Origin of the sequence: Alkalicoccus luteus, assembly GCF_012034335.1 — a bacterium.
Taxonomy (GTDB): Bacteria; Bacillota; Bacilli; order Bacillales; family Salisediminibacteriaceae; genus Alkalicoccus; species Alkalicoccus luteus_A.
Map to the genome: position 1 here is coordinate 174,283 of NZ_JAATHJ010000003.1, position 14,409 is coordinate 188,691.

Annotated in this window: 13 protein-coding genes; 4 read left to right on the forward strand and 9 right to left on the reverse strand. The window is 46.4% G+C overall.

What is annotated here, in order from left to right; all coding sequences use genetic code 11:
- Positions 1-145 precede the first annotated feature (145 nt).
- Complete coding sequence (locus HCN83_RS03540; protein WP_168004941.1) at positions 146-1,678, forward strand: peptide chain release factor 3; 1,533 nt, start codon at positions 146-148, stop codon at positions 1,676-1,678.
- A gap of 130 nt (positions 1,679-1,808) precedes the next feature.
- Here HCN83_RS03540 and HCN83_RS03545 read toward each other — a convergent pair whose 3' ends face one another.
- Positions 1,809-1,961, reverse strand: coding sequence for a hypothetical protein (locus tag HCN83_RS03545; protein ID WP_168004942.1), 153 nt, complete (start codon positions 1,959-1,961; stop codon positions 1,809-1,811).
- 192 nt (positions 1,962-2,153) lie between these two features.
- Here HCN83_RS03545 and HCN83_RS03550 point away from each other — a divergent pair, with 192 nt between their 5' ends.
- Genes HCN83_RS03550 through HCN83_RS03560 form a run of 3 tightly spaced genes read left to right on the forward strand, consistent with a single transcriptional unit; the run spans position 2,154 to position 4,278 of the window.
- Complete coding sequence (locus HCN83_RS03550) at positions 2,154-2,846, forward strand: DUF1538 family protein (RefSeq protein ID WP_168004943.1); 693 nt, start codon at positions 2,154-2,156, stop codon at positions 2,844-2,846.
- Entirely contained in the window at positions 2,843-3,574 is a 732-nt protein-coding gene (locus HCN83_RS03555) for a DUF1538 domain-containing protein (RefSeq protein WP_168004944.1), read from the forward strand. Before HCN83_RS03550 ends, HCN83_RS03555 begins: the two co-directional genes overlap by 4 nt.
- Positions 3,571-4,278 (forward strand): P-II family nitrogen regulator, encoded by a 708-nt coding sequence (locus HCN83_RS03560; RefSeq protein WP_168004945.1) that lies wholly within the window; start codon positions 3,571-3,573, stop codon positions 4,276-4,278. The genes HCN83_RS03555 and HCN83_RS03560 overlap by 4 nt, the downstream gene beginning before the upstream one ends.
- A 108-nt stretch (positions 4,279-4,386) precedes the next feature.
- On the opposite strand, the gene HCN83_RS03565 is transcribed toward HCN83_RS03560, so the two are convergent.
- From HCN83_RS03565 to HCN83_RS03600, 8 genes are all read right to left on the reverse strand, one after another.
- Positions 4,387-4,608: an aspartyl-phosphate phosphatase Spo0E family protein gene (locus HCN83_RS03565; RefSeq protein ID WP_246238079.1), complete on the reverse strand. Its 222-nt coding sequence runs from the start codon at positions 4,606-4,608 to the stop codon at positions 4,387-4,389.
- A gap of 301 nt (positions 4,609-4,909) precedes the next feature.
- On the reverse strand, positions 4,910-6,637 hold the full coding sequence (locus HCN83_RS03570; protein WP_168004946.1) for a phospho-sugar mutase: 1,728 nt from the start codon (positions 6,635-6,637) through the stop codon (positions 4,910-4,912).
- A gap of 74 nt (positions 6,638-6,711) precedes the next feature.
- Entirely contained in the window at positions 6,712-8,373 is a 1,662-nt protein-coding gene (locus tag HCN83_RS03575) for a glycerol-3-phosphate dehydrogenase/oxidase (RefSeq protein WP_168004947.1), read from the reverse strand.
- A gap of 158 nt (positions 8,374-8,531) precedes the next feature.
- The gene (gene glpK / locus HCN83_RS03580) at positions 8,532-10,031 is read right to left on the reverse strand and encodes a glycerol kinase GlpK (RefSeq protein WP_168004948.1); all 1,500 of its coding nucleotides are present in this window, start codon (positions 10,029-10,031) and stop codon (positions 8,532-8,534) included.
- Positions 10,032-10,065: 34 nt separating this feature from the next.
- Positions 10,066-10,914, reverse strand: a complete 849-nt coding sequence (locus HCN83_RS03585; protein ID WP_168004949.1) for an MIP/aquaporin family protein — start codon at positions 10,912-10,914, stop codon at positions 10,066-10,068.
- A 171-nt stretch (positions 10,915-11,085) separates the two neighbouring features.
- Positions 11,086-11,640: a glycerol-3-phosphate responsive antiterminator gene (locus HCN83_RS03590; RefSeq protein ID WP_168004950.1), complete on the reverse strand. Its 555-nt coding sequence runs from the start codon at positions 11,638-11,640 to the stop codon at positions 11,086-11,088.
- Positions 11,641-11,677: 37 nt separating this feature from the next.
- Positions 11,678-12,667, reverse strand: coding sequence for an aldose epimerase family protein (locus HCN83_RS03595; protein WP_168004951.1), 990 nt, complete (start codon positions 12,665-12,667; stop codon positions 11,678-11,680).
- A 109-nt stretch (positions 12,668-12,776) separates the two neighbouring features.
- Positions 12,777-14,327: a GNAT family N-acetyltransferase gene (locus HCN83_RS03600; protein ID WP_168004952.1), complete on the reverse strand. Its 1,551-nt coding sequence runs from the start codon at positions 14,325-14,327 to the stop codon at positions 12,777-12,779.
- Positions 14,328-14,409 lie beyond the last annotated feature (82 nt).

Sequence of the window (14,409 nt, forward strand, 5' to 3'; positions counted from 1 at the left end):
GTATAAAAGCTGCTGAAGAGGTGTTCCGCATTAGCGGAGCACCTCTTTTTCATGCACATGTTACTGATTTTAAGATGCATAACTTACGTATCTGCGTTATAATGAAGTGTTGGATTTACGCTCGTAGAAAGAAGGGAACAAAACCATGACAGCTTCACGAAAAACGTTTGCAATTATTTCTCACCCGGATGCTGGTAAAACGACGCTGACCGAAAAAGTTCTGCTTTTGGGCGGCGGCATACGCAGCGCTGGTACTGTAAAAGGAAAGAAAACCGGAAAATACGCTACTTCTGACTGGATGGAGATCGAAAAACAGCGTGGAATCTCCGTTACCTCCAGCGTCATGCAGCTCGATTATGAAGGGACACAAATAAATATTCTTGATACACCAGGTCACCAGGACTTCAGTGAGGATACGTACAGAACACTTACTGCAGTAGACACCGCTGTAATGGTAATTGACAGCGTGAAAGGAATTGAAGCTCAGACACTGAAGCTTTTTAAGGTATGCCGTATGAGAGGCATCCCGATTTTAACGTTTATCAATAAGCTCGACCGCGAAGGAAAAGAGCCCCTCGATCTGCTTGAAGAAATCGAAGAAACGCTGGATATGGAGACGTATCCGATGAATTGGCCAATTGGTACCGGAAAACGCCTGAAGGGTATTTACAGTTTATCCGCTGACAACGTCGAAGTATTTGATGAAAACGAGCGGCGAATTTTACCGCTTTCAGAGGCTGACATGCTCGAGGACTATGAAAAAGAGACGCTGGAGGAGGAAACGATGCTGCTCCAGGAGGCTGGCAACGCTTTTTCTGCTGAAAAGGTCAAACGCGGTGAAATGACGCCTGTCTTTTTCGGCTCAGCCCTTGCCAACTTTGGCGTTCAGTCGTTTCTGGATCACTTTGTGGAGCTTGCTGCAGACCCACAGCCGCGTAAAGCTGAGGGAGAGTTTATTCAGCCTGATTCAGAACAATTTTCCGGATTTATCTTTAAAATCCAGGCTAACATGAATCCGAACCACCGCGATCGTATTGCTTTTTTACGCGTATGCTCCGGCTCGTTTGAACGCGGAATGGAAGTTAAACTGTCACGCTCCAACAAAAAAATGAAGCTGAATCAGTCTCACTCCTTTTTTGCTTCAGACCGGGAGACCGTTGACAAAGCGATGCCGGGTGACATTGTCGGCCTTTATGACTCCGGTAATTTCCAGGTTGGTGACACGCTTTGCACCGGGCAGTCCCTTCAGTATGAAGAAATGCCGCAGTTTCCGCCTGAAAAATTCGCAAAAGTAACTGCCAAAAATGCACTTAAGCACAAGCAGTATCATAAAGGCATGGAACAGCTCGTACAGGAAGGTACAATTCAGCTCTATAAAACGCCTTACTTCGAAGACTATATTATCGGAGCTGTCGGAGAACTGCAGTTCCAGGTGTTTGAATACCGTATGAAAAACGAATACAACGTCGACATCGAATTTCATCACATGACACATGAACTGGCCCGCTGGGTCGTTAAAGGAGAAATTGGTGACAACATGACAGACAGCCGTAAAATGCTCGTCGAGGATCAGCAGAAACGTCCGGTTCTTCTGTTTGAGAACGACTTTGCTCTGCGCTGGTTTCAGGACAAACACCCTGACGTCACGCTTGCAACAGGCTGGGAAGTTATGGAATAGGCGTCACAAGCCTCTTCCAGGCTGGTTCGAAGTAAGATCCTTTTTGCTACAAGCTCCGCTGTGCGGGGCTTGTTTTTTGCTTGTACTTCCCCTTTTTTATTGATTTTGAAAACAAAAAAACAACCCGCATCTATTTGGATACAGGCTGAGCACGTTGAATCGTATACTTTTTCTTTCCGACACCGCTGCAATCTTTGCACGTCACAATTCTCGTCACCAGCCAGAGCTTCTGCTTCGTTTGCCCCTTTCCCTTACATTCCCGGCAAATATACATAATTGCCACCTGTATCCCTCCTCTGCTTACCATTCATTGTACGATATTTATCTGAATATTTCTACAAATCAGCCTGAGTTTTTCCGTCGATTATCTGACAATTTAGCTAGCACTGCTATTCTCGTTTTGGTATCCAATTGAAGGGAATAGAAAATTATAGAGGATTTTACAACAAAAAATTCAAGGAGAGAAGTAACTAATGTGCAGGACGTTTATGAACAATTTAAAGAAGTAATCATGGCCATCCTTCCTCTCGCTGCCGTTATTATTATTTTGCAATTTACGATAATCGGGCTTCCTCCCGAATTGTTTTTCAGATTCATTGCCGGAGTCGTCATGGTCGGGCTTGGCTTGTTTCTTTTTCTAGTGGGCGTACATATCGGACTGCTGCCTATTGGTGAAATGATCGGGTCGGCCCTGCCAAAAACGAATAAGATCTGGCTGATTCTCCTTACCGGATTTGTTCTCGGTGTCGTGGTAACCATTGCAGAACCGGATGTGAGAGTTCTTTCCTCACAGGTTGACGATGTTTCAGGAGGAGAGATTGCCAATTTAACGCTCGTTTATTCCGTAGCATTAGGGATCGGATTTTTCGTTATGATGGCCATGGCGAGAACCGTATTTAACATTCCGTTAAAATATCTACTCGTAGGCGGCTATACAGCAGTTGGTATTTTAGCTCTTTTTACTCCCCCTTCTTTCCTGCCGATTTCTTTTGATGCCGGCGGAGTTACAACCGGACCAATGACTGTGCCGTTTATTCTGGCGCTAGGTGTTGGAGTTGCATCCGTTCTTCGCGGAAAATCCTCATCGAGTGAAGGCTTTGGTCTTGTTGCTCTCGCCTCCATCGGGCCTATTTTAGCCGTGATGATTTTGGGGGTGATTTACGGATGATCGGTATTTTATTTGAGGACATTGGCCACGTTATTTATGAAGTCGCTTTTGCCGTCATTCCACTGCTCATCTTTTTTATTGTTTTTCAGTTCTTCTTTTTGAAGCTTGATAAAAAACGAATTCGGGATATATTAGTCGGGCTTGTGTTAACATTTGTCGAACTTGTCCTTTTTCTTCAAGGAGTGGAAGTTGGATTTTTCCCAGCGGGTGAAGCTATCGGAGAAATTTTAGGCGAGCGGGAGAATACACTGTTCTTACTACCTGCTTTAGGCTTTTTATTTGGTCTTGTAGCAACATTTGCAGAACCGGCTATCCGTATTTTAAACTATGAAGTGGAAAAAGTAACAGCAGGCTCGATTTCAAAAAATGTAATGCTCATTACGCTATCAATCGGGGTCGGTGTCTCAATCGCTCTCGCTATGTTTCGTATTGTTATCGGTTTTCCGCTCTGGTATTTGATTCTTCCAGGGTATCTGCTTGCTTTTGCACTCGTCTTCATATCCAGCGACCGCTTTATTTCGATCGCTTTTGATGCTGGCGGTGTGGCAACCGGCCCGATGACTGTGACATTTATTATGGCGATTGCAGTTGGAGTTGCAAGCGTCACAGAAGGCCGTGATCCGCTGATGGACGGCTTTGGAATGATTGCGCTTGTCGCCTTAACACCTATTTTGGCAGTGCTTATCCTCGGACTGCTGTTTAAATGGAAGGAGAATAGCAGCTCATGAATACGATGCGCAAAGATCATAAACTACTCGTCACAATCGTAAAGCGCGGAAAAGCGTCACGTGTAACAAAAGCAGCAAAATCAGCCGGAGCTGAAGGCGGCACTACTCTGCTCGGTGAAGGAGTCGGCATTCATGAAAAAAGACACTTTTTTGGACTCGACGCACTGCATGAAAAAGAAATTGTGCTTACACTTATCCCGGAGGATATTCTCGCAGACGTCGTACATGCAATTACCACCAATGCGAAGCTGAATGAGCCGGGACATGGGGTCGGATTTCTGCTTGACGTCAGGCGAACGCTAGGCATTGCTCATCTTGGTTATGAGGATGAAGAAAAGGAGCTGGACGATATGACAGACAACATAAAGCATAGAGGGTTTAATCTGATCATTACGATTGTCAATAAAGGGGAAGCTGGGAAAGTTATTGATGCCTCTAATCGCGGCGGAGCAGAAGGAGGAACGGTTATGAGCGGCAGAGGAAGCGGAATTCATGAAAAAGCGAAGCTTTTCTCACTGCAGATTGAACCGGAAAAGGATGTCGTTTTGACCCTTATAAAAAGGGATAAGACAAAACAAGTCTTGAATGCGATAGATGAAGATGTACACATCAACGAACCTGGACGCGGCATCGCCTTCGTTCTCCCGGTTGAAGAAACGGTTGGGATTCATCATCTTATGGAGCATGAAGCTGGAAATGAATAATGCTTCGCCTGCCATTTCCCTGAGTTCTCAGCTCATTTTGTCATTTAACCAATTAAAAAAGCATGTTTCCATTTTCGGAAACATGCTTTTTTAAAGAAAGAACCTGCTTCACTGGACTGAAAATCGCCGGCGTCCGAGCGAAAGGCAGTCACTCATTCGGCTGCATTTGTTGTTCAGCATACGATCCAGTTCCTGGCTCCGTTTCACAGCTTCTACAGAAGAAAACCCGTACTGCATTGCAGCCCGAATCATTTCCTCACGTTTCTGCTCCAATTCATCTTGTGTGGGAAAGCGTCTCTGTCCCATAATTTCTTCACCTTTTTCAACCATTATCGTTGTTTATGAATTCCAGCTGACTGCTATTCTACCATATTCTAGCGGGTCACGCAGGCTCATCAATCGTTCTGAACAAATTTACAAATTCCAGGACAAAAGAGATATGTGCTGCACTATTCTCTATAACATTTTTCCTGGACAGCGACTGACAGAGTTGTAGAGATCAAATCATTTTGTGCCATTTTCCCTAAAAGTACCTCTTCATTTATTGTGCTTATGAGGTTCACTGCAAAGAGGACACCGGTATAAGACCCGGTGTCCTCTTTGTAAACGAATAGGCAGCGAATAGTTAAATTTACTCAAGTCTTTCCAGTACTTGCTTCTTTAATGAGCGAAGCTTTTCATCAGCTTCTGCAGCTGAGCCGCCTCTGACTCCGAAATAACATTTAATCTTTGGCTCTGTACCGGATGGCCGCAAGCAATACCAGGAACCATCTTTATGGAATATTTTCAGTACATTGGAAGACGGGAGATCTATGACTTCATCCGTTTGTTCATCCATATACACTCTTGTTCCTCGCTGGTAGTCCTCAACAAAATCTGTTTCTTCCGGAAGGTTTCCTTGGAGAACGTCATCCCGGAACACATTCATAATCCGCTGAATTTTTTCAGCTCCTTCTTTTCCTTTAAAGGTGAAAGAAGCCAGATCTTCATAAAAATAGCCATACGTCTTATAAATGTCCTGCAGGCCATCATAAAGCGTCATGCCTTTAGACTTGTAGTAGGCGGCCATCTCAGCTGCAGCAAGGCCCGGCTGAATTGCATCTTTATCACGGGCAAACGGTTCAATCAGGCAGCCGTAGCTTTCTTCATAACCGAATAGAAATGTATGCTCTCCGGTTTCATCGTACTCACGGATCTTTTCGCCGATAAACTTAAATCCTGTTAACACATCCAGTGCAGCTACATCGTAAGCTTCCGCGATCACTCTCCCAAGCTCCGACGTTACAATTGTTTTAATCATAACTCCGTTGTCCGGAAGCGTCCCCGCTTCTTTTTTCTTCATAAGCAGGTAATGAAGCAGGAGCGCTCCAGTCTGATTCCCGCTCAGTACTGTGTATTCACCGTCTGTGTTTTTCGCGACGAGACCAATGCGGTCCGCATCAGGATCTGTCGCAATTAAAAGGTCAGCATCAACCTGTTCCCCCAGATTCATTGCCAGCTCAAACGCGTCGGCTTCCTCTGGATTCGGAGAACGCACGGTTGAAAATTCCGTATCAGGTACAGCCTGTTCCTGTACGGTATACACGTTGGTAAATCCGGCGTCCTTGAGCCCTCTTTTCATCGGAACAGTTGCCGTACCGTGCAGCGGAGTAAAGACGATTTTCAGATCCTTTTCCCAGGTTCGAATAAGCTCGCGATCCATGATAACGGCCTGCAGTTCTTTAGCATAAGCTTCGTCAAGCTCTTCAAGCACCCATTCCAACAGTCCTTCCTGCTCAAGCTGGGCGGCGGGCTTCGTTTCTACCTCCAGCTCATTCTCAACTGCGTTTACCATCGCGATCAATCGATCAGCGTCATCCGGGATGAGCTGTGCTCCATCATCACCATATACTTTAAAGCCATTATATTCGGGAGGGTTATGACTTGCTGTAATCATCGCTCCCGAATGCGTATTCAAATAACGAACAGCGTAGGAGAGCTGCGGAGTAGGTCGCAATTCACGGAATACGTACGTTTTAATGCCGTTTGCTCCTAACGTACAAGCAGCTTCGAGGGCAAACTCTTTAGACATCCTCCGGTTATCATAAGCGATCACGACGCCTTTTCGCTTCGCCTCTTCTCCTTCGGCAGCGATAAAGTCAGCGAGGCCCTGCACAGCTTTACGGACTGTATAAATGTTCATCCGGTTCGTGCCTGGCCCGATTTCTCCCCGCATACCGCCGGTTCCAAATTCAAGCGTTTTATAAAAACTGTCTTCCAGAATTGTCTGATTGCTTTCATGTGACCGAAGCTCAGCCGCTAATGCCGGATCCAAATCTGTTTTCGTACTCCACCTTGAATATTGATCTCTCCAATTCATGCATGATCACCCTCCAGAGCTGGTATATACCTTTAGTTATACGCATCTTCTAGGCACTAGTAAAGAGAATCTTGTTAATTTTTCTCTATAGCCGGCACTGGATTGCGCGCATAGTAAATTTCTTCTTCCAAAACGGAAATGTGATAGTCCAGCTCCTCTTCCGTCCAGTTAAAGCGGACAGCCATATACTTCAGGACATTGTCTTTGTATCGCTGTACAAAATCAATATCAAAGAAAAGCGCCGCTGTCCGGCGATTAAAGAAGTCTATAGGCGAATAGACCATCTCTTCTTCAATTCCGTAAACAAGTGAAGCAAATACACCGGCAGGCAGTCCGTAGATCTTCGCCTCTTCCCCCTGAAGCTCAAGAATTTCAAATACTCTCATGACGTTGGAGCCGTATAGATTAGACAGTCGTTCTGCCTCGGCAACACTTAAGCCGAGCTTAACGCCTTCTTCCACTGCCTGTTGAATAAAGCTTTCCAGTTTATCAGATCCGCCGACATCACCCCCGGAGAGCTTCATTTTATCTGTTGTACACTTTTTGCGCGAGCCTTCCTGCTTGGCGACATAATCCACAATCCGCTCGGCCATTTTCCGATAGCCCGTAAGCTTTCCACCTGCAATAGAAATCAGCCCTGATTCAGAAATAAACGTTTCGTCTTTTCGCGAAATTTCAGAGGCACTCTTTCCTTCTTCATGGATAAGCGGCCGCAGGCCTGTCCAGCTTGATTCTACGTCCTCACGGGTGATATTAACATCCGGGAACGTGTAATTTGCAGCCCGGATCAGGTAGTCCAGGTCGGCATCGGTCATCCGCGGCGTTGCGATGTCTCCGATATAATGTGTATCCGTTGTTCCGATATACGTTTTCCCGGCTCTCGGTATCGCAAATACCATCCGCTTATCATCTGTATCGAAATAAACAGCCTGCTTAAGCGGGAAGCGGGACTGATCGACGACGATATGAACGCCCTTTGTCAGATACAGATACTTCCCCTGCTTCGACTTGTCTTTTTCCCGCATATCATCAACCCACGGTCCTGCAGCATTTACTACATGCTTGGCCCGGATATCATGGTGCTCTCCTGTGCGGAGGTCAGTGACTCTCGCTCCAACGACTTTTCCATTTTCATAAAGAAGGTTTTCCGCCTTCGTGTAGTTTACGGCATTTGCTCCGCGGTGAACCGCTTCTTTAATCGTTTCCAACGTTAACCGGGCATCGTCCGTCTTATATTCCACGTAGTAACCGCCGCCTTTTAAATGCTCTTCACGCAGCAGCGGTTCTTTTGCCAGCGTTTTTTCTTTATTCAGCATTTGCCGGCGCTCATGCCTGCGCACTCCGGCAAGCGTGTCATACGTTTTCAGTCCGACAGAAGTCGCCAGCTTGCCATAGGTGCCTCCCTTGACGATCGGAAGCAGCATCCACTCAGGTTTTGTCACGTGCGGAGCATTCTCATACACAATCGCCCGCTCCTGCCCGGTTTCTTTTACAATTTTGAATTCAAGCTGCTTCAGATAACGGAGTCCGCCGTGCACGAGTTTCGTAGAGCGGCTCGATGTGCCTGCTGCAAAATCCTGCATTTCGACCAAGCCTGTTTTAAACCCTCTTGATACAGCATCCAGTGCGATCCCAGCGCCGGTTATTCCTCCTCCAATCACTAAGACATCCATTTCTTTCCTGCTCATGTTCTGCAGATACGTTTCGCGCTGCAGTGCTGAGAATGGTTTAGCCATACAAAAACACCCTTTCCATTGAATGAAAGGAAAAGAAACAAAAAGAGACCACAACAATGGAAGCGCTTCTATTCTGCTTCTTTGCTGTGGTCTCTCCGTATCTCCAGACCTTTATATTAATTTAAGACCATTATAGCACAAATTTACAATTTGTAAAATTATTTGCGCTTAAAGGCCATCGTCGCATGGACAGCTGTCTTCCAGCCGTCGTAAAGGTCTTTGCGCTCTTCTTCCGACATGTTCGGCTTAAAGCTTCGCTCAACGGACCACTGCTTGACGACTTCTTCTTTGTTTTTCCAGAAACCTACTGCGATTCCTGCTAGATAAGCCGCCCCGAGTGCAGTCGTTTCCTGAATAACCGGTCGCTCTACTTCTGTTCCAAGTATATCTGACTGGAACTGCATGAGGAAGTTATTCGCGACAGCACCGCCGTCTACTCGCAGCTTTTTAAGATCAATACCAGAGTCAGCATTCATTGCATCCAGCACATCGCGTGTCTGATAGGTAAGTGATTCGAGCGTTGCACGGATGAAATGTTCTTTTTCCGTTCCTCTCGTAATACCAAAGATCGCACCGCGCACTTCGCTGTCCCAGTAAGGTGTTCCCAGTCCGACAAAAGCAGGAACGACGTACACACCATCAGTCGACTCCACACGCTCAGCGTATGCTTCCGTCTCTTTAGCATCTTTGAACATTCGTAAACCGTCTCTCAGCCATTGAATGGCAGAACCTGCTACGAAGATGCTTCCTTCGAGAGCGTACGTTACTTTTCCATCCAAGCCCCATGCGAGGGTTGTAAGCAGTCCATGCTCTGACTTTACCGGCTTCTCGCCTGTGTTCATCAGCATAAAGCAGCCTGTTCCGTACGTGTTCTTCGCCATCCCGGTCTCAAAGCATGTCTGACCGAAGAGGGCTGCCTGCTGATCTCCTGCCGCACCTGCGATCGGCACTTCTTCACCGAAGAAGTGATAGTCAACCGTGTCAGCGTAGACTTCGGATGACGGACGGACCTCCGGAAGCATTGATTCCGGTACGCCGAGAATATCCAGCAGTTCTTTATCCCACTCGAGGTCATAAATATTGTACATCAGTGTTCTGGAAGCATTGGAGTAGTCTGTTACGTGTGCTTTCCCGCCTGAAAGTTTCCAGATCAGCCACGTGTCAATCGTTCCGAAAAGAAGATCTCCGTTTTCTGCTTTTTCCCTCGCTCCGTCTACGTTATCGAGGAGCCATTTCACTTTAGTACCTGAGAAATAAGCATCGATCAACAGCCCGGTTTTATCGCGGAATTTATCTGCATGTCCTGCCTCACGCAGCTCCTGACAAATTTCATCAGTCTGCCGGGACTGCCAGACGAGTGCATGATAGATTGGGCGGCCCGTGTTTTTATCCCATACAACGGTTGTTTCACGCTGATTCGTAATACCGATAGCAGCAATATCACTTGCAGGAACGTTCTGATTATTAAGCACTTCTGCCATAACACTCAGGATGGAGGACCATATTTCATTTGCATTATGTTCCACCCAGCCCGGCTTAGGAAAATACTGCTTGAATTCTTTCTGAGCGACATCGACGATTTCTCCTGCCTTGTTGAACAGAATGGCTCTGGAGCTTGTCGTGCCCTGGTCGAGTGCGAGTACGTAGTTTTTTGTCATGGATATATTTCCCCCTTATGTTTTTATATGGGTGCTATGCCTTTTTACCCTGAGGCGGGTTGTGGAAAACCTGCTTTTCTGTGTGCATCTTTACATGACGCTTTTCCAGCATGAACGTCAGCACTGTGACAGCTGCGAATAATGCAACGAATACCCAGAGAAGTGGGTGAATCACACCTTCAAAAACAGCTGCGTAAAACAATGCTCCGAGTCCGCCGCCGATGATTGGTCCTGCTACCGGAACCCAGGAATACCACCACTCAGAAGAACCTTTCCCTTTAATTGGGAGCAGAGCGTGTGCAATACGAGGACCGAGGTCACGGGCCGGGTTAATCGCATAACCGGTTGTTCCGCCGAGCGACAGACCGATTGCCACGATCAGGAAGCCGACAATAAGTGGATTAAGCCCTTCCGTGAAGGCGTTTGCACCAATGAACAGAATACCCAGCACGAGAATGAATGTTCCAAATGCTTCACTGAAAAAGTTGGACGGCGTGTGCCGAATAGCCGGGCTCGTTGAAAACACAGCCAGCTTGAGTCCCTGCTCGTCTGTTTTGTTGAAGTGCGCGACATACTGCAGGAAAACGAGAGACGCACCGATGAAGGCACCTATCAGCTGGGCAATGATATACCCTGGCACCTGCGCCCATGGAAATTCTCCAATTGTGGCCAGGCCTACCGTTACCGCCGGATTAATGTGTGCCCCGCTGATATCACCGACTGCATAAATGGCTAATGCAACACCAAGACCCCACCCTGCCGTGATAACGATCCACCCGCCTGCATTTGATTTCGTTTCACGGAGCACTACCCCCGCTACGACTCCGGCACCAAAGATAATCAGAATCATTGTGCCTAAAAGTTCTCCCCAAAACGGTGTCATGATTTACTCCTCCTCATTTTGTAAGATTTGGAAACAAAAAGAGACCAACAAAAATTTGACTCAGTTTGCATGCATTACTGAGCAAATATTCATTGGTCTCCTAAGTCTCCATGAATAAACTATTAACTTGATTTCATTAAACCATGCCATGAAAGCGTTGTCAACGCATTTTTAATTTTCTGTAATTTTCCAGAGCTTGCGATTTGAAGTTGTGACTGCTACTGCCCCTGCTGCTAGTGCAGCTTCTACTTCACTGCGGCTGCGAATAAGGCCGCCGGCAATGATCGGTATTCCCGTTTCCTGGTGAACCTCTTCAATAAATTGCGGAATCAAGCCGGGAAGAATTTCTACGCAGTCCGGCTGAATCGTTTTCATCATTTGATAGCTGGACTCCAAAGCAAGTGAATCAAGCAAAAACAGTCGTTGAACGGTAATCAATCCTGCTTTTTTAGCTGTAATCAAAACATTTTTCCGGGTAGATATTAACCCGTCCGGACGAATATCCTGCGAGAGAAACTGTGCTGCAAATTCATCATTTTTCAGCCCCTGAACAAGATCGGCATGAAGCAGCACTTTTTTCCCTTCTTTTTTGATCATCCGTACCAGGCTTTTAAGCTGGCCTATGTGTGTGTTAAGCAGGACGATATAGTCACTGTCCGCGTGGAGGGCCCGGTCCACATCTTTTAAATCCCGAATTGCCGGAAGCACCTGTGCACCATTAAACATCTAATTACCCCCTCTGTTCCGCTCATTTTATCTTTTTTCAGTCATCAGTGCCAGTTTTTTTAAAATGAAACACTGTTTTTTCCTGATAAATCTCACCAGGTTGAACGATGAGGCCTTCCGCTTTACCCGGAACGTGCTGCGTCTCAATGCATACCGCTCCGTGCTTCATAAACCGATTTTCTTCCCCAGGTTTTTCAGACAGCTTGTTACCGGTATAGATCACAACAGCAGGCGCTGTTGTTTCTATGCTCATTTGCACGCCTGTTTCAGGGTCTTCGAGCAGAATTGGTCCTTCCAGATTAAGCTCAAACGGATGATCTATTCCTCCTGCAATAGTCAGCTGTTCATGATCCATCATCAGAGCCTCACCGATCGCCCGGCCCTCCTGAAACTGAAAAGGCCCTTCTGCCGGCGTCTTTTCGACAGGCAGACTATCTTCGTCAATTTTCCAGAATCTGTCTGACGGAATCGTCAGCACATGTTTCAGAATATCAGCGCTTCCAAAATTAAAATAAGCGTGATGCGTCATGTTCACGGGTGTGGCTTTATCCGCTGATGCCTCATACGAAATATGAAGGGCGTCTCCTTTAATGCGGTAGATCACCTTCGTTTTCAGATTACCGGGATACCCGCCCTCTCCGTCCGGACTGACAGTCGTCATTGTAAGCTCATTTTCCCCCTCTTCTACATCAAAAAACTGAGATGAAAAGCCGTTAAAGCCTCCGTGCAGATTGTGATTACCGTCGTTTTTGTCCAGGTCAGCAACGCCGTTTTCTGTTGAAACAGATGCGCCGGGAATTCTGCCTGCCGTTCTGCCAATCAGTGCGCCGATGTAATCCGGGTTCGTACTGTATGTAAATGGATCCTGATAACTAAGCACCAGATTACTGCTTCCGTTCAGACATACACCTGTAATTACGCCTCCATAGTTTAACGCCGTTATCTGAAGTCCATCCGGATGGCCGATTGTATATGCAAAAACGTCTTTACCCTCAATTGTTGCAACTGCCTGTTTCATGTCATTCATCTCCTTTAGGTTCCTTTTCAGACAGACGAGAAAGGCTTCTGACGGTATCATCAGAAGCCCCCGTCATCAATTGAAATACTGCTTTGTAAGAGTGTTTTTCAATCCCCTGTCAGGTCGTTTCATTTTTTAAATGCTGCTCTACCCGGTATAAATCCTGCCGGCGGTCTTTCCACTGAGTGACGTTGCCGGATTTTCTGGATCGTCGTAACAACTCCAGATCGACATCCCCAACGACAACGGTTTCGATGTTCGGATGGCATTCTCCTACGATTCCATCGCGTGGGAAAGCAAAATCCGACGGTGTAAAAATGCCGGACTGTGCATACTGAATGTCCATGTTCTCGACGTGCGTTAAATTCCCGACCGTGCCCGTGATCATCGTGTACACCTGATTTTCTACAGCACGTGCCTGAGAGCAGTAGCGTACTCTTAGGTAGCCCTGCCTGTCGTCTGTACAGAACGGAGTGAAGATAATGTTTGCTCCTTTTTCAGTCGCGATTCTGCCCAGCTCAGGAAATTCAATGTCGTAGCAAATCTGAATAGCAATCTTACCACAATCGGTATCGAATACTTCGACGCTGTCTCCGCCCTGAATCCCCCAGAATCGCCGTTCGTTCGGAGTGATATGAATTTTATACTGCTTTTCAATCGTTCCATCACGCCGGAATAAGTAGGCGATGTTATAGATGCCGCCTTCTTCCTCGACGAAATGGGAACCACCGATGATATTGACGTTATATTTAATCGCGAGGTCTGTAAACAGATTAATATAGTCTTCCGTGAAGTCTGTGAGCCTGCGGATTGCGCGGCTCGGGCTTTTTTCCTCGATAAAAGATAGCAGCTGCGTCGTGAAAATTTCCGGGAACACAACAAAATCAGACTGGTAGCTCGCCCCTACATCCGCATAATATTCACACTGCTGAGCGAATTCATCAAATGAGTCGATCTTCTTCATCATGTACTGAATCGCACAGATACGTACCGGAAAAGCCGTTTTAAAATGCCGTTTCGTCGTAGGACGGTAGTCGACGTTGTTCCACTCCATCAGCGTAGCGTACTTCATTGATGCAGCATCGTCTTCCAGATAGTTGCGATTCACCCGCTTCAGCGTAAATCCGTTCATGACCTGAAACGTGAGAACAGGATCAAACACGTTATGGTTCATTACTTCTTCTACATACTGACGCGGAGACATTTCATCGGAATAGCGCCTGTAGTTTGGAATCCTGCCACCGATGATAATGGACTTCAGATTCATCTCTCTGGCCAGCTCTTTTCTGGCTTCATAAAGCCGGCGCCCAATTTTCATGCGACGGTAATCCGGATGAACAGCTACCTCGATCCCGTAAAGGTTATATCCTTCTGAGTCATGGTTCGTGATGTATCCTTCATCCGTAATCTCGTCCCACGTATGCTGGTCGTCATATTCATCAAAATTAATAATAAGACTGGAACATGAACCGATAATTTCCCCGTCCAGTTCGACGCAAAACTGCCCTTCAGGGAATATTTCCAGATGACTGATCAGCTGCTGTCGCTTCCATGGATCCATATTAGGAAAACACAATTTGCCGAGTTCCACAATTTCATCTATATCTTCGTATCGAATCGTACGAATAATGATTTTCTTTTCAAACTTGGACATGTCCAATGTTGACATCACATTCACCTCTTTCACATGCATGTGCGCTTAAACGCACCCATCCTATCTTAGCATAGATAAGTTCGCTCAGAAATCTTTT